We start from the raw sequence: 22951 nt of genomic DNA on the forward strand, positions 1-22951 counted from the left end.
GCCCGCGGGAGGGGAGGAGCAATGACATGGTTTCCCATTCCGGCCTCATCACCGTCATGCAACGCGCCGCCCGCAAGGCCGCGCCGCGCCTGCGCCGCGACTTCGGCGAGGTCGAGCAACTGCAGGTCAGCCGCAAGGGCCCGGCCGACTTCGTCTCGCTGGCCGACAAGAATGCCGAGCAGACCGTGATGGAGGAACTGCGCCACGCCCGGCCGGACTGGGGCTTCTACATGGAAGAGGGCGGTACGATCGAGGGCGATCCCTCGAAGCCGCGCTGGATCATCGATCCGATCGACGGTACCTCCAACTTCCTCCACGGCATCCCCCATTTCGCGATCTCGATCGCGGTCGAGGAGCCGCGCCCCGGCGGCGGCCGCGGCGAGATCACCCAGGGCCTGGTCTACCAGCCGCTGACCGACGAGAGCTTCTGGGCGGAAAAGGGCAGGGGTTCCTGGCTCAACGAGCGCCGCCTGCGCGTCTCCTCGCGCCGCGACCTCGCCGATTGCCTGATCGCGACTGGCGTTCCCTATTTCGGCCATGGCGATCTCGGCCGTTTCAATGCGATCCTCAACGCGATCGCGCCCGAAGTCGCCGGCATCCGCCGCTTCGGCTCGGCCGCGCTCGATCTCGCCTGGGTCGCCGCCGGCCGCTATGACGGCTTTTGGGAAAACGACCTGCAATATTGGGACGTCGCGGCGGGCATGCTGCTGGTGCGCGAGGCCGGCGGCTTCGTCACCGACTATCGGGGCGGCGACAAGCCGGTCGAGCGCAGCGAAATCCTGGCCGCCAACGACCAGATCCACAACAAGCTGCACAAATTGGTCGCCAAGGCGGTTCGCGCCTGAGGACGCCCGCCGACGCACGCCGTGCAGGCGGCTACGACCACGGTAGTAACACCAGTTCCAAGTCGGTTCGCGGCTGCTTATAGGCTCCGCATAGTCTTGCTTCGGCTGCCCGGACGTGCTCGTCCGGGTGATCGCAGCACGTCTGGAACATCAAGGGGTTGTTGCGAGTCATTCTCACCCGCTCCAACCCTTGCCACCCTGCGGCGGCAGTCCTAGAAGCCGCCGCAATCTTGGTATCTGGAGAGTCTCGATGGCGTCCGTCGCCGCCGAATATCTGCCCATTCTGCTGTTCCTCGCCGTGGCGTTGGCGCTGTCCGGCGCGTTCGTGGTTCTGCCGATGATCGTCTCGCGCCTGACCGGTGCGCAGAACCCCTATCCCGACAAGCTCGCCGAGTATGAATGCGGCTTCCCGGCGTTTGAGGATCCGCGGTCGCAGTTCGACGTGCGCTTCTATCTCGTCGCCATCCTGTTCATCATCTTTGATCTCGAAGCGGCGTTCCTGTTCCCATGGGCGGTCTCGCTCGGCGCGATCGGCGTGGCCGGCTGGGTCGCGATGATGATCTTCCTCGCCGAGCTCACCCTCGGCTTCATTTATGCCTGGAAGAAAGGGGCGCTCGAATGGGAGTGATCCTCGATCCGCGGAGCGAAAATCCGCATCCGGCCGACCTGCAGCAGCCGGATCCGCGCTATTTCAACGAGCTCCAGGCCGAAGTGGCCGACAAGGGCTTCCTCGTCACCTCGACCGAGGACTTGTTCACCTGGGCCCGCACCGGCTCTTTGTGGTGGATGACGTTCGGCCTCGCCTGCTGCGCGGTCGAGATGATCCACGTCAACATGCCGCGCTACGATCTGGAGCGGTTCGGGGCGGCCCCGCGCGCAAGCCCGCGCCAGTCGGACGTGATGATCGTCGCCGGCACCCTCTGCAACAAGATGGCTCCGGCTCTGCGCCGCGTTTACGACCAGATGTCGGAACCGCGCTACGTCATCTCGATGGGCAGCTGCGCCAATGGCGGCGGCTATTACCATTACAGCTATTCGGTGGTGCGCGGCTGCGACCGGATCGTGCCGGTCGACATCTACGTCCCGGGCTGTCCGCCGACCGCCGAGGCTCTCCTCTACGGTATCATGCAGCTGCAGCGTAAAATTCGCCGCGAAGGCACGATCGAGCGTTGATGATGCACAATTCCGCACCCAGGGTCGCTCCGCGCGACGGCATTCTTGACGAGGTGAAGGCGGCCATCGGCGACGCCCTCCTCGCCGCCAAGCATGCCGCGTTCGAGGATTCGATCACCGTCCGCCGCGAGAGCATCGTCGACGTCTGCCGCGTGCTGCGCGACCAGTTCGAATATCAGCAGCTGATGGAGATCGCCGGGGTCGACTATCCCGAGCGCGCCGAGCGTTTCGAGGTGGTCTATCACCTGCTTTCGGTCACCAGGAACCACCGCATCCGCGTCCGCGTCCTCACCGACGAGGACAAGCCGGTGCCGTCCGTGACGGGCCTGTGGCCGGTCGCCGGCTGGCTCGAGCGCGAAGTGTTCGACATGTACGGCGTGCTTTTCGAGGGCAATGACGACCTGCGCCGCATCCTCACCGATTACGGCTTCCGCGGCCATCCCCAGCGCCGCGACTTCCCGCTGACCGGCTATGTCGAGATGCGCTATTCTGAAGAGCAGAAGCGCGTCGTCTACGAGCCGGTCCGGCTTGCCCAGGACTTCCGCAGCTTCGACTTCCTGAGCCCGTGGGAAGGCGCGGAATATATCCTTCCCGGCGACGAGAAGGTGCAGCCCCAGCAGGCCGGCGCCCCGAGCCCGGTAAAGGCGGACGACAAAGCCGCCGAGGTAAAGAAATGACCGATTCCGCCATTCAGGAGCGCATCGAGCGCGAGGGCATCAGCCCGAGCGAAGCCGAGATCGCCAACTACACGATCAACTTCGGCCCGCAGCATCCGGCGGCGCACGGCGTGTTGCGCCTGATCCTCGAACTCGACGGCGAGATCGTCGAGCGCGTCGATCCGCACGTGGGCCTGCTCCATCGCGGCACTGAGAAGCTCTGCGAATACAAGACCTACTTGCAGGCTTTGCCCTATTTCGACCGGCTCGATTACGTTTCGCCGATGAGCATGGAGCACAGCTACGTGCTCGCCATCGAGAAGCTGCTCGACCTCGAAGTGCCGCTCCGCGCGCAATATCTGCGCGTCTTCTTCGCCGAGATGACCCGCATCTCGAACCATCTGCTCAACATCGGCAGCCACGTCATGGACGTCGGCGCGATGACGCCGAACCTGTGGCTGTTCGAGCTGCGCGAAGACCTCATGAACTTTTCGGAGCGCGCGTCCGGCGCCCGCATGCACGCGGCCTATTTCCGGCCCGGCGGCGTCCATCAGGACGTGCCGCTGAAGCTCCTCACCGACATTGCCGACTGGCTCGACAATCGCCTGCCGGTCCTGTTCGAGGACGCGCTCAGCCTCGTCATCGACAACCGCATCTTCAAGCAGCGCAACGTCGACATCGCCGTGGTGTCGAAGGCGGACGCTCTGGCCTGGGGCTTCTCCGGTCCGATGATCCGCGCCGCGGGCATTCCCTGGGACATCCGCAAGTCGCAGCCCTACGACGTCTACGAGCGGATGGAGTTCGACATTCCGGTCGGCACCAAGGGCGATTGCTACGACCGCATGATGGTCCGCTGCGAGGAGGTGCGCCAATCCGCGCGCATCATGAAGCAGTGCCTCGCGCAGATGCCGGAAGGCCCGGTGCTGACGCTCGACCGCAAGGTCGCGCCGCCGCGCCGCGCCGAGATGAAGCAGTCGATGGAAGCGCTCATCCACCACTTCAAGCTCTACACCGAGGGCTTCCACGTGCCGGAAGGCGAGGTCTACGTCGCGACCGAGAGCCCGAAGGGCGAGTTCGGCGTCTACCTGGTCTCGGACGGCTCCAACAAGCCGTACCGCGTCAAGATCCGCCCGACCGCCTTCAGTCACCTGCAGGCGATGGACTTCATGACCAGGGGCCACATGCTCGCCGACGCCACCGCGATCCTCGGCGCCATGGATATCGTTTTCGGGGAGTGCGACCGCTGATGGCCGGCCCAACCAACGTTCCTGACATCGAAGAAGTCCGCGCCCGCTGGGGCGGCTTCGCCTGGACAGCCGACAACGAGAAGCAGGCCCAGGTGATCATCGGCCGCTACCCGCCGGGTCGCCAGCACAGCGCTCTGCTGCCCTTGCTCGATCTCGCCCAGCGCCAGGTCGGCGCTGAGACGCAGACGCAGGGCTGGCTGCCGGTGCCGGTGATCGAATATGTCGCCGCGTATCTCGATATGCCCTACATGCGGGCCTACGAGGTCGTGACCTTCTACACGATGTACAATCTGGCGCCAGTCGGCCGCCACCACGTCCAAGTGTGCGGCACCACGCCGTGCATGCTGCGCGGCTCCGACGACGTTCTGGAGGCCTGCTACAAGAAGGGTCTGAAGAAGGGCGCGACAACCGAAGACGGCCTGTTCACCTTGACCGAGGTCGAGTGCCTCGGCGCCTGCGCCAACGCGCCGATGGTCCAGATCAACGACGACAATTACGAAGATCTCACGTTCGACAGCATCACTGCGGTCCTCGAGGCGCTGGCGCGGGGCGAAACGCCCAAGGCCGGGCCGCAGATTGCGCGCCAGACCAGCGCGCCCGCGACCGGCGTCACCAGCCTGCCGGAGATGGTCGGCGAGAACCACGATTACCGGGGGCAGTGGAAATGACGATCACCGCGCTCAGCGACAAGGATCGCATCTTCACCAACGTCTACGGCTTCCAGCCGTGGAACCTGTCGTCGGCGCAAAAGCGCGGCGACTGGGACCAGACCAAGGATCTGATGGCCATCGGCCAGGACCAGATCATCGAGGAAATCAAGAATTCCGGCCTGCGCGGCCGCGGCGGCGCCGGCTTCCCGACCGGCATGAAGTGGAGCTTCATGCCCAAGGAATCGAAGGACGGGCGACCGAACTTCCTGGTCATCAATGCCGACGAGTCCGAGCCCGGTTCCTGCAAGGACCGCGAGATCATCCGCCACGATCCGCACAAGCTGATCGAGGGCGCGCTGATCGCCGGCTTCGCGATGCGCGCGCGCGCCGCCTACATCTACATCCGCGGCGAATTCATCCGCGAGGCGGAGACGTTGTTCGCGGCCGTGCAGGAGGCTTATGACGCCGGCCTTCTCGGCAAGAACGCGGCCAAGTCCGGCTATGATTTCGACGTCTTCGTCCATCGCGGCGCCGGCGCCTATATCTGCGGCGAAGAGACCGCCTTGCTCGAGAGCCTCGAGGGCAAGAAGGGCCAGCCGCGCCTGAAGCCGCCTTTCCCGGCCGGCGCCGGCCTCTACGGCTGCCCGACCACGGTCAACAACGTGGAATCGATCGCGGTCGTCCCGACCATCCTTCGCCGCGGCGCCCCTTGGTTCAAGGGCTTCGGCCGCGAGAAGAACGAGGGCACCAAGCTCTTCCAGCTCTCGGGCCACATCAACACGCCGTGCGTCGTCGAGGAATCGATGGGCATCTCGTTCCGCGAGCTGATCGACCGCCACGGCGGCGGCATCCGCGGCGGCTGGGACAATCTGCTCGCGGTCATCCCGGGCGGCTCCTCGGTCCCCCTGGTCCCCGCCAAGGAGATCATGGACGCGCCGATGGATTTCGACGGTCTGCGCGCTTTGGGCTCGGGCCTCGGCACCGCCGCCGTCATCGTCATGGACAAGTCGACCGACATCGTCCGCGCGATCAGCCGCATCTCCTATTTCTACAAGCATGAGAGCTGCGGCCAGTGCACGCCGTGCCGCGAGGGCACCGGCTGGATGTGGCGGATGATGGAGCGCCTGCGCGAGGGCAATGCCGAGATCGGCGAGATCGACGAGCTGCTCGACGTCACCAAGCAGGTCGAGGGTCACACGATCTGCGCGTTGGGCGACGCCGCCGCCTGGCCTATCCAGGGCCTGATCCGTCACTTCCGCCCCGAGCTGGAGCGCCGGATCATCGAGAAGAACGGCCAGACGCTGGAGGCCGCGGAGTAATTATGCCTACGGTTAAAGTAGACGGCATCGAAGTAGAGGTCCCGCAGGGCGCCACCGTGCTCCAGGCGTGCGAACTGGCCGGCAAGGAAATCCCGCGCTTCTGCTATCATGAGCGGCTGTCGATCGCCGGCAACTGCCGCATGTGCCTGGTCGAAGTGAAGCCCGGCCCCCCCAAGCCGCAGGCGAGCTGTGCGCTGCCCGCGGCGGACGGCCAGGAAATCACCACCATGTCGCCGATGGTCAAGAAGGCGCGCGAAGGGGTGATGGAGTTCCTGCTCATCAACCACCCGCTCGACTGTCCGATCTGCGACCAGGGCGGCGAATGCGACCTGCAGGACCAGTCGATCGCTTATGGCCGCGGCCATTCGCGTTTCGCCGAGAACAAGCGCGCGGTCACCGAGAAATATATGGGTCCGGTCGTGAAGACCGTGATGACCCGCTGCATCCAGTGCACGCGCTGCATCCGCTTCGCCGAGGAAGTTGCCGGCGTCGAGGAGATCGGCGCGATCGGCCGCGGCGAGAACATGCAGATCACGTCCTACCTCGAAAAGACGCTCACCACCGAGCTTTCGGGCAACGTCGTCGATCTCTGCCCGGTCGGCGCGCTGACCTCGAAGCCCTATACATTCGAGGCGCGCCCCTGGGAGCTGCGCAAGGTCCCGGCGATCGACGTCATGGACGCGGTCGGCACCAACATCCGCCTCGACGCGCGTCTGCGCGAGGTGATGCGCGCGCTTCCGCGGATCAACGAGGACGTCAACGAGGAATGGGCGCACGACAAGACGCGCCACGCGGTCGACGGCCTCGTCCGCAACCGCCTCGACCGCCCCTGGGTGCGCCGCAACGGCAAGCTCGAGGCCGCGACCTGGGAAGAGGCGTTCGCCGTAATCGCCACGCAGCTCAAGGGCGCCACCGGTGACCAGGTCGCCGCGATCGCCGGCGACCTGCAGGAAGTGGAATCCGTCTACGCCACGAAGGCGCTGCTCCAGGCCTACGGTTCGTCGCTGCACGAATGCCGCCAGGACGGCGCCCGGTTCGACGTCTCGAGCCCCGCTTCCTATCGCTTCAACGCGACCATCGCCGGCATCGAGATGGCGGGCGCGATCCTGCTGGTCGGCTCCAACCCGCGCTGGGAAGCGCCGTTGGTCAACACCCGCATCCGCAAGGCAATCAAGGCCGGCGCCAAGGTGTTCCACATCGGCCCTGCGGTCGATCTCACCTACCCGGTCACGCATCTCGGCACCGATCTCTCGGTCCTATCGAAGCTGCCGCAGGAAGTCGCCGACCTGTTCGCCGCTGCCGCCAACCCGGCGGTGATCGTCGGCATGGGCGCGCTGACGATCGACGGTGCCTATGAGGCCTTGCGCGCCGCGGCCGCGACGCTCGGCGCCAGCTTCAGCCTGCTCCACACCGCCGCCGCCCGCGTGGGCGCGCTCGATCTCGGCTTCGTCACCGACGGCGGCGTGGACGCGATCCGCGCGCGGGCAGGAGATCTGAAGGCCCTGTTCCTGCTCGGCGTCGACGAGACCGATTTGTCGGCCTTCGCCAAGACCTTCACCGTCTATATCGGCTCGCACGGCGATGCCGGCGTGCAAGTGGCGGACGTGATCCTGCCGGCCGCCGCTTATTCGGAAAAGCACGGCACCTGGGTCAACCTCGAAGGCCGCGTGCAATTCTCCGAGCGCGCCGTCTTCCCGCCGGGCGAGGCCCGCGAGGATTGGACGATCCTGCGCGCTTTGTCCGACGTGCTCGGCAAGAAGCTCCCGTTCGACAACCTGTCGCAGCTCCACGCCGCGATCGGCGCCGCCCACCCGCATCTCACCACGCCGGGCCTCAGCCCGGTCGCGCCGCTCGGCACGCCGGCTAGCGCGCCGAAGGTGGCGGGTGAGATCGTCTATCCGATCCAGGACTTCTATCTGACCAACCCGATCGCGCGCTCGTCGCCGACGCTGCAGCGTTGTTCGGCCGAAATCCTCCACGGCCAGGACTTCGCGGAGGCCGCAGAATGACTGAATGGTTCCAGGGTACGCTCGGCTACGGCTTCGGCTGGTTTGTCGCGACCCTCATCCTGATCCTCATGATCGCGCTGCCGCTGATGCTGGCGGTGGCGATGATCATCTATGCCGACCGCAAGATCTGGGCGTCGATGGCGCTGCGCCGCGGCCCCAACGTGGTCGGCCCGTTCGGCCTGCTGCAGAGCTTTGCCGACGGCCTCAAGGTCTTCTTGAAGGAGACCATCATCCCGTCGGCGGCCAATCGCGGCCTCTTCATCCTCGCGCCGATCATCACCTTCACGGTGGCGCTGATCGCCTGGGCGGTGATCCCGTTCGGGCCGGACATGGTGCTCGCCGACATCAATGTCGGCCTGCTCTACATCCTCGCCGTCTCGTCGCTCGGCGTCTACGGCGTGATCATCGCCGGCTGGGCGTCCAACTCGAAATATCCGTTCTACTCGGCGCTCCGCGCGGCCGCGCAGATGGTGAGCTACGAGGTCTCGATCGGCTTCATCCTGATCTCGGTGATCCTGTTCGCCGGCACCTTCAACCTGCAGGGCATCATCGCCGCGCAGCAGAGCCACGCTCTGTTCTTCAACGGCTTTGGCTTCAATCCTTTGCTGTTCCCGATGGCGGTGATCTTCCTGATCTCGGCCATGGCCGAGACGGCGCGCGCGCCGTTCGACCTCACCGAGGCGGAGAGCGAGCTCGTCGCCGGCTACCAGACCGAATACAGCTCGATGAGCTTCGCGCTCTTCTGGCTCGGCGAATATGGCAACGTCCTGCTGATGTGCGGCCTCAACGCCGTGCTTTTCTGGGGCGGATGGCTGCCGCCGATCGATTGGGCACCGCTCTACGTGGTGCCGGGCATCGTCTGGTTCTTCGCCAAGATCTTCGTCTTCTTCTTCATCTTCAGCTGGGTGAAGGCGACGGTCCCGCGGTTCCGCTACGACCAGCTGATGCGTCTCGGCTGGAAGATCTTCCTGCCCATCTCTTTGCTCTGGGTGTTCCTGGTGTCGGGCTATCTCGTCCTCACCAAGGAACCGTGCCCCGCAGGCGTTCGCTCGGTCGTCACCAGCTCCGACAATTTCCACCCGTCGTGCAGGGTGCCGACGCTCAACAATGGTCGCACATCATGATCGCGCACTGGATCAAATCCTTCTTCCTCTGGGAGTTCGTGACGGCGCACTGGCTGACCCTGAAGTATTTCTTCAAGGCCAAGGCGACGATCAACTACCCGTTCGAGAAAAACCCGCTCTCGCCGCGCTTCCGCGGTGAGCATGCGCTGCGCCGTTATCCCAACGGCGAGGAACGCTGCATCGCATGCAAATTGTGCGAAGCGGTGTGCCCGGCGCTGGCGATCACGATCGAGGCCGAACCGCGCGAGGACGGCAGCCGCCGCACGACGCGCTACGACATCGACATGACCAAGTGCATCTTCTGCGGCTTCTGCCAGGAAGCCTGTCCGGTCGACGCCATCGTCGAAGGGCCGAACTTCGAATATGCGACCGAAACCCGCGAGGAGCTCATCTACGACAAGACGAAGCTTCTCGAGAATGGCGACAAGTGGGAGCGGGCTTTGGCCGCGAACATTGCCGCCGACGCCCCTTACCGTTAAGCCGCAGCCCGAATCCCAGGATACGAACCAGAACCGTGATTCAGACCATCGTCTTTTACCTGTTCGCCACCCTCGTCATCGCCTCCGGCGTCATGACGATCGCAGCGCGAAACCCGGTTCACAGCGTGCTGTGGCTCATCTTCGCTTTCTTCAACGCGGCGGGGCTGATGCTGCTCGTCGGCGCCGAGTTCATCGCGATGCTCCTCGTCATCGTCTATGTCGGCGCGGTCGCAGTGCTGTTCCTGTTCGTCGTGATGATGCTGGACGTCGATTTCGCCGCCCTGCGCGCGGGCTTCTCCAAATATCTGCCGCTGGGCTTGCTCCTCGCGCTGGCGCTGCTCGCTGAGATCGTCTTCGCGGTCGCGGCCTGGAACGCCGGCGGCATCGATACCGGGGTGAAGGCGGCGCCGATGAGCGGCGACACGCCGAACATCGCGCTGCTGGGCGAGGTGCTCTACACCCGCTATCTCTACGTCTTCGAGGCCGCCGGCCTGGTCCTGCTGGTCGCCATGATCGGCGCGATCGTGCTGACCCAGCGTACCCGCGGCGGCCTTCGTCCGCAAAACGTCTCCGAGCAGATCCGTCGCCGTCCCGAGGACGCGATCCGCAACATCGATCAGCCTTCGGGGCAGGGGGTGGAATTGTGATCGGCCTCGGCCATTATCTCGGCGTGGGGGCGATGCTGTTCGTCCTCGGCGTGTTCGGAATCTTCCTCAACCGGAAGAACGTCATCATCATCCTGATGGCGATCGAACTGATCCTGCTCGCCGTGAACATCAACCTCGTCGCCTTCTCGGCCTTCCTCGGCGACATGGTCGGCCAGGTCTTCGCGATGTTCGTGCTGACCGTCGCCGCCGCCGAGGCCGCCATCGGCCTTGCCATTCTCGTCATCTACTTCCGTGGCCGCGGCACGATCGCGGTCGACGACATCAATCAGATGAAGGGCTGACCCTCCCGTGATCACGCTCATCGTCTTCCTGCCGCTTCTCGCGGCCATCGTCGCAGGGCTCGGCGGCCGCATCATCGGCGCCACCGCGTCCAAGCTCGTCACCACCGGCGCGCTGTTCGTCTCGGCGGCGCTCAGCTGGCCGATCTTCCTCGGTTTCCTGGCCGGCGACGCGACCGCCTATGTCGAGCCTGTCCTGGCCTTCATCCGTTCCGGCGATCTCGTCGTCGACTGGTCGCTGCGCGTCGATACGCTGACCGCGGTGATGCTGGTCGTGGTGACGACGGTCTCGTCGCTCGTCCATCTCTACAGCTGGGGCTATATGGCGGAGGATCCGTCGCAGCCCCGCTTCTTCGCCTATCTGTCGCTCTTCACCTTCGCGATGCTGATGCTCGTGACGGCCGACAATCTGGTGCAGATGTTCTTCGGCTGGGAAGGCGTCGGCCTAGCGTCCTATCTCCTGATCGGCTTCTGGTATCACAAGCCGTCGGCCAACGCGGCCGCGATCAAGGCCTTCGTCGTCAACCGCGTCGGCGATTTCGGCTTCCTGCTCGGTATTCTCGGCACCTTCCTGGTGTTCGGCACCGTCTCGATTCCCGAAATCCTCGCCGCCGCCCCGAACATGGCCGGCTCGACGATCGGCTTCCTCGGCGCGCGCGTCGACACGATGACCCTGCTCTGCATCCTGCTGTTCGTCGGCGCGATGGGCAAATCGGCGCAGCTCGGGCTCCACACCTGGCTCCCCGACGCGATGGAAGGCCCGACCCCGGTGTCGGCGCTGATCCACGCGGCGACGATGGTCACCGCCGGCGTGTTCATGGTGTGCCGCCTCTCGCCGATGTTCGAGGCGAGCGAGACCGCGCTCACAGTCGTCACCCTGGTCGGCGCCGCCACCGCCTTGTTCGCGGCCACGGTCGGCACCGTCCAGAACGACATCAAGCGCGTGATCGCTTATTCGACCTGCTCGCAGCTGGGCTACATGTTCTTCGCCGCCGGCGTCGGCGCCTACAATGCGGCGATGTTCCACCTGTTCACGCACGCCTTCTTCAAGGCGTTGCTGTTCCTCGGCGCCGGCTCGGTCATCCATGCCATGCACCACGAGCAGGACATGCGCTTCTACGGCGGCCTGCGTAAGGAAATCCCGCTGACCTTCTGGGGGATGATGGCCGGCACGCTCGCCATCACGGGCGTCGGCATCCTCGGCGTGTTCGGATTCGCCGGCTTCTATTCGAAGGACGCGATCATCGAGAGCGCGTTCGCGAGCGGCACGACGGCGGGCGGCCTCGCCTTCTTCGTCGGCGTGTTCGCGGCTCTGCTCACCAGCTTCTACAGCTGGCGCCTGATGTTCCTCACCTTCTGGGGCAAGCCGCGCTGGGCTGCGTCCGAGCATATCCAGCACGCGCTCCACGGCGATCATGCCGATCATCCGGACGACGAAACCGCCGGCCACGAGCCGACCGGCCACGAGCGTTCGGTTGACCAGATCCCCGAGGGCAGTGGCGGCTACCACCCGCACGAAAGCCCGTGGACGATGCTCGTGCCGCTGGCCGTTCTGTCGGTCGGCGCGATCTTAGCGGGCTGGCTGTTCCACCACGCCTTCCTCGAGGAGGAAGCGTTCTGGGCGGGCAGCCTCGCTTATGACGGCAATCTGATGCACGCGATGCACGAAGTGCCTCTGTGGGTGAAACTCTCGCCCGCCGTGGTAATGATCATCGGCCTGCTGATCGCCTACCAGGGCTATATCCGCGATACGTCGATGCCCCGCCGCTTCGTCGGGCACATGCGGATCCTGTACAATTTCCTGCTGCACAAATGGTATTTCGACGAGATCTACCACCTGCTGTTCGTCCGCCCGGCCTTCTGGTTTGGCCGCTTCTTCTGGAAGCAGGGTGACGAGGGCACGATCGACCGCTTCGGCCCTGACGGCGCCGCCGCTCTGGTCGCGTCCGGCAACAAGCTGACCGCCCGGCTCCAGTCCGGTTATGTATACACTTACGCGCTGGTGATGCTGATCGGCCTCACCGCCGCCGCTACCTGGGCCATGACCCGATGAACGCTCTGGGCTTTCCCATTCTTTCGCTGATGTTGGCGGTGCCGTTCGTGGCCGCCATCCTCTGCCTGTACGTCAATGCCAACAGCGCCCGTTGGGTTGCCCTGATCGCCACCCTGATCGATCTCGCCCTCGGCGTCATGCTGTGGGTGAATTACGATATCGGCGGCGCGCAGTGGCAGTTCGTCGAATATGCGCCTGTGTTCGGCCGCTTCGCCTGGGCGCTCGGCATCGACGGCATCGCACTGATGCTGATCATGCTCTCGGTCTTCCTGATGCCGATCTGCATCGGCGCGAGCTGGGTGGCGATCGACAAGCGCGTGCCCGAATATATGGCGGCCTTCCTGCTGATGGAGGCGCTGATGATCGGCGTGTTCGTCGCGCAGGATATCTTCCTGTTCTACATCATGTTCGAGGCCGGCCTCATCCCGATGTACCTGATCATCGGCATCTGGGGCGGTAAGGACCGCATCTACGCGTCCTACAAATTCTTCCTCTACACGTTGCTCGGCTCGGTGCTGATGCTGATCGCGATGTTGTGGATGGTGAACTTCGCCGGCACGACCTCGATCCCGGTTTTGCTCAACACTGATTTCCCGGTGGAGGCGCAGACCTGGCTCTGGCTCGCCTTCTTCGCTTCGTTCGCGGTCAAGATGCCGATGTGGCCGGTCCACACCTGGCTTCCCGACGCGCACGTCCAGGCGCCGACCGCGGGCTCGGTCATCCTCGCCGGCGTGCTGCTGAAGATGGGCGGCTACGGCTTCATCCGCTTCTCGCTGCCGATGTTCCCGGAAGCTTCGGCGGAGCTGGTCTGGCTGATCATGGGCCTCAGCCTCGTCGCGGTGGTCTACACCTCGCTCGTCGCTCTGGTGCAGCAGGACATGAAGAAGCTGATCGCTTATTCGTCGGTCGCCCACATGGCGTTCGTCACGATCGGCCTGTTCGCGTTCAACCGCCAGGGCATTGAGGGCGCGCTGATCGTGATGCTCAGCCACGGCCTCGTTTCCGGCGCGCTCTTCCTCTGCGTCGGCGTGATCTACGATCGCCTGCACACCCGCGAGATCGGGCGCTACGGCGGCCTCGCCGACAACATGCCGGCCTACGCCCTCTTGTTCCTGTTCTTCACCATGGCCTCGATCGGCCTGCCGGGCACCAGCGGCTTCGTCGGCGAGTTCCTGAGCCTGATGGGCGCCTATGAGGCGAACAGCTGGGTGGCGTTCATCGCCTCCACCGGCCTCATCCTCGGCGCCGCCTACATGCTCTACCTCTATTGGCGCGTCGTTTACGGCAAGCTCGACAAGCCCGACGTCGCCGCCATGCCGGACCTCAACCTGCGCGAGGTCGCCATCCTGGCGCCAATCGCCGCCGCCGTGCTCTGGATGGGCGTTTATCCGGAAAGCTTCCTGGCGCCGATGCGCAAGGATGTCGGCACGTTGCTCGCCCGCATCGAGCGCGCCAATCCGCCGGGCGACGCCCAGCTCACTGCCGGCAATCCCGCCGCCGCAGCCACTACTCACGAACCCGCAGCCGGAGCGCATTAATGGGTACCAGTCTCGCCCTCACGCTGCCGGAGATCATCCTCACGGTCGGCGCCATCGCCCTGCTGATGGTCGCGGCGTTCGTTGGCGATCGCGCCGCGCGCTTCGCCACCTGGGCCTCGGTGGCCCTGTTCGTCGTCGCCGCCCTGTTCGTGCCGGGAATCCGGGATGCCGGCGCGGTTGCGTTTGACGGCCTGTTCATCGCCGACAGCTTCGCCGCTTTCTCGAAGATCCTGATCTACATCGCGGCGGCGGTGTCGCTGATCGCCGCGACCAGCTGGTTCGGCCGCGAGGGCGTGTTCAAGACCGAATATCCGGTGCTGGTGCTGCTCTCGACCGTCGGCATGGGCATGATGGTCTCGGCCGGCGACCTGCTGACGCTCTATGTCGGCCTCGAGCTGCAGAGCCTCGCCGCTTACGTTCTCGCTGCATTCCAGCGCAAGGACGCGCGCTCGGCCGAAGCGGGCCTCAAATATTTCGTTCTGGGCGCGCTCGCGAGCGGCATCCTGCTTTACGGCATTTCGCTGCTCTACGGCTTCACCGGCTCCACCATGTTCGGCGATGTCGCCGCTTCGCTCGGCCGCGACGGCGTCTCGACCGGCGAACTGTTCGGCATCGTCTTCGTGATGGCCGGCATCGCCTTCAAGGTGAGCGCAGTTCCGTTCCACATGTGGACTCCGGACGTCTATGAGGGCGCCCCGACCCCGGTCACGGCCTTCTTCGCCTCCGCGCCCAAGGTCGCAGCCATGGCGTTGCTCGCCCGCGTCGCCATCGAAGCCATGGGGCCGGCCACGTTCGAATGGCGCCAGATCGTGATCTTCATGGCGCTCGCCTCGACGATCCTCGGCGGCGTCGCCGCGGTCGGCCAGCCCAACATCAAGCGGCTGCTGGCTTATTCGTCGATCGGCAATGTCGGCTTCGCGCTGATCGGCCTCGCCGCCGGCACCCGCGAGGGCGTGGCCTCCGTTCTCTTCTATCTGGCGGTCTACATCGTCATGACCCTGGGCTCGTTCCTGGTCGTGATGCGCATGCGCGACGTTGAAGGCCGCCCGGTCGAGACGATCGCCTCGCTCGCCGGCCTGTCGCGCAACCGCCCGGGCCTCGCCGCGGCGATGGCCGTCTTCATGTTCAGCCTCGCCGGCATCCCGCCCTTGTTCGGCTTCTGGCCCAAGTTCCTGGTGTTCGAGGCCGCCGTGCGCGCCGACCTCACCTGGCTGGCCGCGGTCGGCATCGCCACCTCGGTGATCAGCGCTTATTATTATCTGAAGATCATCAAGACGATGTATTTCGACGAGCCGGCACCGGCCTACGAACCGGGCCGCGATCGGGTCGAGGGCCTGCTGATCGCCGCCGCCGCCTTGTTCGTGTCGCCGCTCGGCTATCTGACGATCCCCTATCTCGGCGCCGCTTCGATGAACGCCGCCGGAGCCTTGTTCTGAACCGCAGCACCCCGGCGGTAGCCGGGGTCCCACGGGTTTAGCATGGACGAATCTCTGATCCGCACGGTTGCCTCAACCGGCTCGACCAACGACGTCGTCGCGGCGCTCGCGCTTGAAGGAGCCCCCGAGGGCCTCTGGATCCGCGCCGAGCGCCAGACCGGGGGCAGGGGCCGCCAGGGCCGCGGCTGGCAGTCGCCGGCGGGCAATCTCTATGCGAGCACCCTGGTGCGCCTGCAGCCGGGCGATCCGCCCGCGCCCACGCTCGCGCTCGTGGCGGCGGTGGCGCTGCACGAACTGATGTCGCCATCATGCCCTGCGGTTCGCATCAAATGGCCGAACGACCTGCTGGTCGACGGCGCGAAACTCGCCGGCATCCTGCTCGAACGCTCCGGCGACGCGGTGGTCATCGGCATCGGCGTCAACCTTGCCCACCATCCCGAGGATATCGGCCGTCCAGCCACCAGCCTCGCCGCGATCACTGGCACGGCCTCGGATCCCGCGATCTTCATCGAGACGCTCGCCGAAGCCTTCGGGCGCTGGCTGGCGCGCTGGCGGAGCGAGGGGCTGGGCCTGATCCGGAGCCGCTGGCTCGCGGCGGCGCATCCGGTCGGAACGGCGTTGTCGACGATCGAGGGCGAGGGCCTGTTCGACGGCCTCACCGAAGACGGCGCGCTGCGCCTGCGCTTGGCGGATGGCACCGTCCGTGTCATTCACGCCGGCGACGTGTTCCTGATTTGAAGGCCGGACCCATGCTGCTCGCCATCGACGCCGGAAACACCAACATGGTGTTCGCCTTGCTCAAGGATCGGGAGATCCGCGCGCGCTGGCGGATCGCGACCGACCCCCGCCGCACCGCCGACCAATATGCGGTCTGGCTCCACCAGTTGCTGGAGCTCGAAGGCTATGACCGGGCCGACGTCGGCGCGGTCATCATCAGCACCGTCGTGCCGCGCGCGCTCCACAACCTCCAGGTGCTCGCCAGCAAATATTTCGGCACCGAGGCGATCGTCGCCGGGCAGGGCGTCGCCGATTGGGGCATCGAGCTCGACGTCGCAGAGCCGCGCACGGTCGGCGCGGACCGCGTTCTCAACACGATCGCCGTCCACGAAGCCCATCCGGGCGACCTGATCGTTATCGATTTCGGCACCGCCACCACCTTCGACGTGGTCGATTTCTCGGGCGCCTACAAAGGCGGCATCATCGCGCCGGGCATCAATCTCTCGCTCGATGCCCTCGTCACCGCCGCGGCCAAGCTGCCGCGCATTGCCATCGCCGCGCCCGAAGGCCGGTCGGTCGTCGGCCGCACGACCGAAGACCAGATGCAGATCGGCATCTTCTGGGGCTATGTCGCGATGCTCGAAGGCCTCGTGGCCCGGCTCAAGGCCGAGATCGGCCGCCCGGTGAAGGTCATCGCGACCGGCGGGCTTGCCGTTCTCTTCAACGAGCATACATCGGTGTTCGACGCGATCGAGCCCGATCTCACCATTCAGGGACTGGGGCTGCTGTACGAGCGGAGCCGGCCATAACCGTCACCCCGGCGAAGACCGGGGTTTCAGCACAAGATCGCACTGCACGCGTCCCGAGGCCCCAGCGCTGGGGCGACGACAAAGAAAGAAAAGAATGAAACCCGGCAAAGAACTCCTCTTCCTCGCGCTCGGCGGCTCGGGCGAGATCGGCATGAACGTCAATCTCTACGGCACAGAGGGCAAATGGGTGATGGTCGATCTCGGCCTGAGCTTCGCCGACCCCGACCTTCCCGGCGTCGACCTCGTCCTGCCGGACCTGGAGTTCATCGAGCAGCGCAAGAAGGATCTGCTCGGCATCGTCATCACCCACGGCCACGAAGACCATATCGGCGCGATCCCCTATCTCGCCGCCGATCTCGGCGTGCCGATCTACGCGACGCCGTTCACCGCCGGCCTCATCATGGGCAAGCTCGAGGAAGAGGGGCTGCTCAAGGACGTGAAGCTCAAGATCGTCGACATTGGCGGCGATTTCCAGCTCGGACCGTTCGGCTTCCGCTTCGTCCCGCTCGCCCATTCGATCCCCGAGGGCAATGCGCTGCTGATCGACACGCCGCACGGCAAGATCTTCCATACCGGCGACTGGAAGCTCGACGAATTCCCGCAGCTCGGCGACCCCGCCGATGCCGAGGCGCTGATCAAGGTCGGCGACGAAGGCATTCTCGCTTTGACCTGCGATTCCACCAACGTCTTCCAGGAAGAAGCGTCGGGATCGGAAGAAGAGGTCCGCAAGGGCCTCGACGCCGTCGTCGCCGAGGCGGAAGGCCGCGTGCTCGTCACCACCTTCGCCTCCAATGCCGCCCGCGTGCAGACGTTGGGCCGTGTCGCGCGCGACACCAATCGCAAGGTCTGCGTCGCCGGCCGCTCGCTCGATCGCATCCTCAAGGTGGCGAAGAGCGTCGGCTACCTTCTGGACTTCCCCGAGACCGTCGATTTCGACACCGCGATGAAGCTGCCCAGGCGCGACGTGATGATCATCGCGACCGGCGGGCAGGGGGAGAGCCGCGCCGCGCTCGCCCGCGTCGCCTTCGACAGCCACAAGATCAAGCTCGACGAAGGCGATCTCGTCATCTTCTCGTCGAAGCAGATCCCCGGCAACGAGCTCGCCATCGGCCGCATCCAGAATGAGCTGGCGCGCAAAGGCGTGAAGATGATCACCGACCGCCAGGCCGACGTCCACGTCTCCGGCCATCCGGGCCGGCCGGAACTCGCCTCGATGTATGAGTGGATCCGTCCGCAGATCCTGCTGCCGGTCCATGGCGAAATGCGCCATCTTGCCGAACATGCCCGCTTCGCCAAGGAGCGCGGCGTTCCCCGCACGATCGTGCAGACCAATGGCGACCTCATCCGCCTCGCTCCGAACGGGCCGAAGAAGGTCAGCAACGAGCGCGTCGGCGAGCTGGTGCTCGACGGCGACGTCATCCTCCCCGCCAACGGCACGACCATGAGCGAGCGCCGCAAGATCGCCGCCAACGGCGTGATCTCGGTCGCGGTCGCGCTCGACCAGTCCCGCCGCCTCCGCGGCGATCCGGTCGTGGCGATCGAGGGCATTCCGGTCGAGGAGGACCGCGACGACTTCATCGACGAGACGCGCGATGCCGTCGCCGCCGCGGTCGCCAAGGGCGGCGCCACCGAGGACAAGTTGCGCGAGGCGATCCGCCTCGCTGTTCGGCGTAGCGCCACCGACTGGACCGGCAAGAAACCGGTCGTCGACGTCCTCCTGATCAGGGTCTGACGACGATGAAGTTCACGTCGATGCTGGCCATCTATTTCCTGTTCTGGTTCCTGTGCCTGTTCGTGGTGCTGCCCTTCGGGGTCCGCACGACGGAGGAGGAAGGCGAGACGGTCGAGCGCGGCCACGCCGACAGCGCGCCCCATCGCTTCAGCTTCGGCCGCGCCGCATTGCGCACGACTTTGCTGGCGACCGTGTTCTTCGGGCTCTTCTACCTGAACTATATCTACGGCTGGGTCGGCATCGACGACATCGACGTCTCGCATTAACCCTTTCCACCCCGCGGTCCGCCGCGGGATGGAGGATCAGGCGCGCAGCCGCTCGATCGCCTGGGCGAGCGCGACGTAGATCTTGCCCATGTCCGACGAGAGCAGGGTGACGCCGAGCGTGGCGCCCTCGCGGTCGGCCAGGACGCGCCGCAGCATCGCCTCGAAATCGTGGATGTAGCGGTTCACCTGGTCGCGGAATTCGGGCTCGGCTTCGTAATGCTGGACGATCTCGCGCGTCTCGGTGGCGTCGAGCAGCCGCACCGCGCGCCGCGTGAAGACGCCGCGGTCGCCCTTCAGATAGGCCGCCCAGGCGCTGTCGGTGACCTCGTTCGACAGGATCTTGGTGACGTCGATCGCGGTCGAATTGAGCGATTCCATCAGCAGCGCGACGCGGCGCGAGAAATTGTCGCTGTCGCTCTGCTCGCGTTCGCGCCGGCCCTCGTCGATCCTTTCCTCGATTGCGGCCGCGGCTTCGCCGATCGTCAGCATCTGCCGCGTCAGCCGCTCCGACGCGCGCCGCGCCGTTTCGACCGCGCGCTCGGCGACGAGGCTCAGTTCGCCCATCTGCTCGACGACCTGGCCGCTGATCGCCTCGCCGACCGCGAGCCGGCTCGCCTCGGCGAGCATCGCCGCGCTCTGCGGGATGACCGCGCTGATCGCCTCGCGCGCCCGTTCGGCGGCTTGGTTGGCGGTCTCGCGCACGCGCACCAGCGCATCGACCAACTCGGGGCCGGTGTCGCCGACGATCTTGGCGGTGGCCTCGTCCGCCCTCCCGAGCGCGTCGGCCAGCGAAAGCAGCCGCTCCTCGGCGGTGCGGACGCCGTCATTGACGATCCCGAGTAAAGCCTCGACCGCTTCCTGCTGGCGCTGCACATTGGTCTCGGCTGCGGCCAGCGTCGCTGCGGCGGCATCGGCCGAGGTCCGGAGCGATTCGACCCGCGGCGCGACGCCGTCCGCCGCTGCGCCGGCGCGGCCGGCCTGCTGCTCGACCTCGGTCAGCCGTCCGCCCACCGCGGTCAGCTCGTGCGCCAATTCGTGGGTGCGGTCGATCATGGTGCCGGCGCGTTCCTCGCCCTTGCCGAGCTCTTGGAACAGGGATTCCGCCGCCGAGCGGAGCACTTGCAGCGAATTGCCGAGCATCTCGCTATTGCCGCGCCCACTCTCGCCGAGCGCGACCAATTGCTCGTCCAGTTCGCCGAGCTCGCGCCCGAGCCGCTCAACCAGCGCCTGGCTCGCAGCATCCTGCGCGCCCAGCTTTCCGGTCAGATCCTCGATCCGCGTGCCGATCTCCTCGAGCCGCACGGCGAGGCCGCGAGCGGTCTCGTCGCCGGCGCGCTCGAAGGTGGCCCGGCTCTGCTCGATCAGCGCCAGCACCGCCGCCGCTTGCTCCTCGACGCCGCTGCGCGTCGCGTCGACCGCTTCCGCGGCGCGCGCCATCGTGCCGTCGATCGCCGCCGTCATCGCCGCCGCCGCTTCGTCCATCCGCGTTGCCGCCGCGGCCGAGCTGCTCTCGATCCGGGCGAGATGCGCGGCCAGGCGCTGCGCTGCGCCGCCGACGACTTCGTCCGCCTCGCGGCCGCGCGCGATCAGCGAGGAGAGCTGGCCGTCGAGCTGGCCTGCCTGCTCGTGGGCGGTGAGCCCGGTCTCGCGCAGCGCGCCGGCGAGCGATCGGGCCTGTTCCTCGGCCCTCGGCAGATCCTGCAGCATTACGCCGATGTCGACGCGCGCCGCCTCGGCTGCGCTTTCCAGCGCCTGCGAGCGCTTGTCGAGCACCGCGCTTTCCTTGGCGAGATAGTGCGTCACCCGGCCGAGCCGGTCCGAGGCCTCGTCGCCGAGCGCCATCAGCTTGGCCGCCTCGCTGGTAAGCTTGGTGTGGTTCTCCTCGAGCCGCGTGGCGACGATCGCGAGGACATTCTCCAGCGCCAGGCTTTCCTGCCGCATCGCCGCCACCGCCTGGGTGAAGCGCTCGGTCTCGCGCCGGGTGCTGCGCCCGAAGATCAGCCAGACCAGCCCGAGCAGGATCAGCGGGCCGCTGGCCAGCGCGATCGCCTGCACCAGCGACGGGAGGTCTTTGGGCATGCCGCCGCGCACGATCGACCATGTCGCGGCACCGACCCATGCCAGCGCCAGCAGGATCAGCAGCGCCGCCAGCAGCCTGCCGCCGCGCGATTCGTCCACTGCCTCTTCCGGTTCCCAGATCTCGGCCGAAACGGCTTCTGATTCTGCTGCCACGGCGTCCCAATCCTGAGGATCGGGGGCGATGCCGGTTTCCGCCTGCGCCTGCGCGCGTTCTGCCCCTTCAATCATGGCCCGACCTTATCATTGTTTCGCGGTCCCGAAAGGCAAAGTTAAGACGCATGCGCTAGGCCGTGCTCCATGGCCTATGACCCCGGAGCTTTGAACGCCTCGCTCGCCGCCGCAGTCGGCAACGATCCCGCTTTGATGACCGAGCTTCGCGTCTCGTTTCTCGAGAGCGTCGCGCGCCAGGCCGACCTGATGTGCCGCGCCCGCTGCGACGCCAATTGGGAGTTTGCGGCCTCGCGCCTGAAGAGCCTCGCCGCCAGCTTCGGCGCGATCGGGCTGCTCCAGCTTGCCGACGAGGCGCTCGAGGGCGCGCCCGGCGACCCGGTCGTGCTGCGCAAGCTTGCCACCGCAATCGACGATTTCGCCGCCAGCTGAGCCGAACGGCTTTGCAAGGCCGCGCGCAGGCCTTTATCGTCCCCGGCTTCCACTCTTTCCGGGGACCTCTTGGCCTGTGACCTTGGCCGCTTTGATCTGCGCCTATCATGAAAGCGACGAGCGCGGCGGGCCGCTGCGCGCGACCCTTCCGCTCGCCGGCCGCAGCCTCATCGAGCGCCAGGCGCGGCTCGCGGCGTCGGCCGGCGCCAATCCGGTCATCATCCTGGTCGAGCGCATGCCGCCCGCGCTCACCGCGGCGATCGACCGGATGCGGGGCGAGGGGATCGCGATCACGGTGGCGCGCAGCGTCGTCGACGCCGCCGATGCCGTCCATCCCGAGGATCGGCTGCTGCTGATGGCCGACGGCCTGATCGCCGACCACGCCCATGTCGCGCGCCTGATCGCGGCCGAGGGGGCTGCTATCCTCACCATCGCCGATCATGCCGGCGACGACCGGTTCGAGCGAATCGACGCGCAGTCGCGCTGGGCCGGGCTGGCGATGGTCGACGGCGGCATGCTGCGCCACACCGCGTCGATGCTGGCGGACTGGGATCTGCAGTCCACTTTGCTGCGCCGCGCCGTCCAGTCGCACGCCCGCCAGTTCGCGGTCACCGGCGACGAGGCCGGCGGCCATCTCGTCGTCGCGGAGCGCGTCGAGGATTTGGAGGAAGCGGAAGCGCGAATCGTCGCTTCCGCCGGCTCGTCGCGCGGCAACTGGGTGTCGCGCTATCTGCTCGCACCGATCGAGAATGCGGCGACGCGCTGGCTGATGCCGTCGCCGGTCACGCCCGAATGGCTGAACCTCGGCGCCGCTGCGCTTACCGGGCTCGCCGCCTTCATGTTCACGCGCGACTGGATCTGGGGGGGCCTCGTCCTCCTTTTCCTGTCGACGCCGCTCGACGGCATTTCGGAGCGGCTCGCGGCGCTCCGTTTGCAGGGGCAGGGCGACCGCAGCTGGTGGCGGCACCTGATGCCTTTGCTCGCCGGCCTGGCGCTGATGGCGCTGGCCTGGAGCCTGGCGGAGACGCGCGGCTGGGGCTGCCTGGTGCTGGCCGCGACGGTGATCGCCTTCCAGATCGCGCTGCGCGGCGAGACCGATCGCCGCGAGCTGCCGCACAAGCATCTCCTGGCCGAGCGCAAGGGCCTGATCTGGCTGCTGCTGCCGTTCGCGGTGTCGGGGACTTGGGTGACGGGCCTCTCCGCGCTCGCCCTCTATGCCGCCGGCTCGTTTTTCTGGGCCCAACACCGCGTCCATCGGCCGCGCTGACGGGCC

21 protein-coding genes and 1 pseudogene are annotated in these 22951 nt (G+C 66.4%); 21 read left to right on the forward strand and 1 reads right to left on the reverse strand.

Annotated features, from left to right (window positions below; genetic code table 11):
* Window positions 1–26 precede the first annotated feature (26 nt).
* The 19 genes and pseudogenes from SH591_RS00220 to SH591_RS00310 all read left to right on the forward strand — a co-directional run bounded on the left by SH591_RS00220 (window position 27) and on the right by SH591_RS00310 (window position 18999).
* A complete protein-coding gene (locus SH591_RS00220; RefSeq protein ID WP_324750021.1) occupies window positions 27–845 on the forward strand; it encodes an inositol monophosphatase family protein in 819 nt (272 codons plus the stop codon).
* A 250-nt stretch (window positions 846–1095) separates the two neighbouring features.
* Window positions 1096–1473, forward strand: a complete 378-nt coding sequence (gene ndhC / locus SH591_RS00225) for an NADH-quinone oxidoreductase subunit A (protein WP_322830273.1) — start codon at window positions 1096–1098, stop codon at window positions 1471–1473.
* Entirely contained in the window at window positions 1464–2018 is a 555-nt protein-coding gene (locus tag SH591_RS00230; protein WP_324750022.1) for a NuoB/complex I 20 kDa subunit family protein, read from the forward strand. Before ndhC ends, SH591_RS00230 begins: the two co-directional genes overlap by 10 nt.
* A 2-nt stretch (window positions 2019–2020) precedes the next feature.
* A pseudogene (locus tag SH591_RS00235) lies at window positions 2021–2674 on the forward strand (NADH-quinone oxidoreductase subunit C); the annotation flags it as partial.
* A gap of 17 nt (window positions 2675–2691) precedes the next feature.
* Complete coding sequence (locus tag SH591_RS00240) at window positions 2692–3921, forward strand: NADH-quinone oxidoreductase subunit D (protein WP_324750023.1); 1230 nt, start codon at window positions 2692–2694, stop codon at window positions 3919–3921.
* On the forward strand, window positions 3921–4589 hold the full coding sequence (locus SH591_RS00245) for a complex I 24 kDa subunit family protein (protein ID WP_324750024.1): 669 nt from the start codon (window positions 3921–3923) through the stop codon (window positions 4587–4589). Before SH591_RS00240 ends, SH591_RS00245 begins: the two co-directional genes overlap by 1 nt.
* Window positions 4586–5890: an NADH-quinone oxidoreductase subunit NuoF gene (gene nuoF / locus SH591_RS00250; RefSeq protein WP_324750025.1), complete on the forward strand. Its 1305-nt coding sequence runs from the start codon at window positions 4586–4588 to the stop codon at window positions 5888–5890. Before SH591_RS00245 ends, nuoF begins: the two co-directional genes overlap by 4 nt.
* 2 nt (window positions 5891–5892) lie before the next feature.
* Window positions 5893–7899, forward strand: coding sequence for an NADH-quinone oxidoreductase subunit NuoG (nuoG, locus tag SH591_RS00255; RefSeq protein ID WP_324750026.1), 2007 nt, complete (start codon window positions 5893–5895; stop codon window positions 7897–7899).
* Window positions 7896–9023, forward strand: a complete 1128-nt coding sequence (nuoH, locus tag SH591_RS00260; protein ID WP_322830279.1) for an NADH-quinone oxidoreductase subunit NuoH — start codon at window positions 7896–7898, stop codon at window positions 9021–9023. The genes nuoG and nuoH overlap by 4 nt, the downstream gene beginning before the upstream one ends.
* On the forward strand, window positions 9020–9502 hold the full coding sequence (gene nuoI / locus SH591_RS00265) for an NADH-quinone oxidoreductase subunit NuoI (protein WP_322830280.1): 483 nt from the start codon (window positions 9020–9022) through the stop codon (window positions 9500–9502). The genes nuoH and nuoI overlap by 4 nt, the downstream gene beginning before the upstream one ends.
* A 35-nt stretch (window positions 9503–9537) precedes the next feature.
* Complete coding sequence (locus SH591_RS00270) at window positions 9538–10149, forward strand: NADH-quinone oxidoreductase subunit J (RefSeq protein WP_324750028.1); 612 nt, start codon at window positions 9538–9540, stop codon at window positions 10147–10149.
* Window positions 10146–10451 carry an NADH-quinone oxidoreductase subunit NuoK gene (gene nuoK, locus SH591_RS00275; protein WP_322830282.1) on the forward strand — a complete coding sequence of 102 codons (306 nt, stop codon included), beginning with the start codon at window positions 10146–10148 and terminating at the stop codon, window positions 10449–10451. The genes SH591_RS00270 and nuoK overlap by 4 nt, the downstream gene beginning before the upstream one ends.
* A gap of 7 nt (window positions 10452–10458) precedes the next feature.
* Window positions 10459–12501, forward strand: a complete 2043-nt coding sequence (gene nuoL / locus SH591_RS00280) for an NADH-quinone oxidoreductase subunit L (RefSeq protein WP_324750029.1) — start codon at window positions 10459–10461, stop codon at window positions 12499–12501.
* On the forward strand, window positions 12498–14039 hold the full coding sequence (locus SH591_RS00285; protein ID WP_324750030.1) for an NADH-quinone oxidoreductase subunit M: 1542 nt from the start codon (window positions 12498–12500) through the stop codon (window positions 14037–14039). The genes nuoL and SH591_RS00285 overlap by 4 nt, the downstream gene beginning before the upstream one ends.
* Window positions 14039–15475, forward strand: a complete 1437-nt coding sequence (gene nuoN, locus SH591_RS00290) for an NADH-quinone oxidoreductase subunit NuoN (RefSeq protein WP_324750031.1) — start codon at window positions 14039–14041, stop codon at window positions 15473–15475. The genes SH591_RS00285 and nuoN overlap by 1 nt, the downstream gene beginning before the upstream one ends.
* 42 nt (window positions 15476–15517) lie before the next feature.
* The gene (locus SH591_RS00295; protein WP_324750032.1) at window positions 15518–16213 is read left to right on the forward strand and encodes a biotin--[acetyl-CoA-carboxylase] ligase; all 696 of its coding nucleotides are present in this window, start codon (window positions 15518–15520) and stop codon (window positions 16211–16213) included.
* 11 nt (window positions 16214–16224) lie between these two features.
* Window positions 16225–17001 (forward strand): type III pantothenate kinase, encoded by a 777-nt coding sequence (locus tag SH591_RS00300; RefSeq protein WP_324750033.1) that lies wholly within the window; start codon window positions 16225–16227, stop codon window positions 16999–17001.
* A 94-nt stretch (window positions 17002–17095) separates the two neighbouring features.
* The gene (locus SH591_RS00305) at window positions 17096–18733 is read left to right on the forward strand and encodes a ribonuclease J (protein WP_324750034.1); all 1638 of its coding nucleotides are present in this window, start codon (window positions 17096–17098) and stop codon (window positions 18731–18733) included.
* Window positions 18734–18738: 5 nt separating this feature from the next.
* Entirely contained in the window at window positions 18739–18999 is a 261-nt protein-coding gene (locus SH591_RS00310) for a DUF1467 family protein (protein ID WP_324750035.1), read from the forward strand.
* A gap of 36 nt (window positions 19000–19035) precedes the next feature.
* On the opposite strand, the gene SH591_RS00315 is transcribed toward SH591_RS00310, so the two are convergent.
* Complete coding sequence (locus SH591_RS00315; protein WP_324750036.1) at window positions 19036–21306, reverse strand: coiled-coil domain-containing protein; 2271 nt, start codon at window positions 21304–21306, stop codon at window positions 19036–19038.
* Between the two features lie 69 nt (window positions 21307–21375).
* On the opposite strand from SH591_RS00315, the gene SH591_RS00320 reads away from it, so the two are divergent.
* Both SH591_RS00320 and SH591_RS00325 read left to right on the forward strand, forming a co-directional pair.
* Complete coding sequence (locus SH591_RS00320) at window positions 21376–21678, forward strand: Hpt domain-containing protein (protein WP_322830291.1); 303 nt, start codon at window positions 21376–21378, stop codon at window positions 21676–21678.
* Window positions 21679–21754: 76 nt separating this feature from the next.
* Window positions 21755–22945, forward strand: coding sequence for a hypothetical protein (locus SH591_RS00325; RefSeq protein WP_324750037.1), 1191 nt, complete (start codon window positions 21755–21757; stop codon window positions 22943–22945).
* Window positions 22946–22951 lie beyond the last annotated feature (6 nt).

Source organism: Sphingomonas sp. LY54 (assembly GCF_035594035.1).
Taxonomy (GTDB): Bacteria; Pseudomonadota; Alphaproteobacteria; order Sphingomonadales; family Sphingomonadaceae; genus Allosphingosinicella.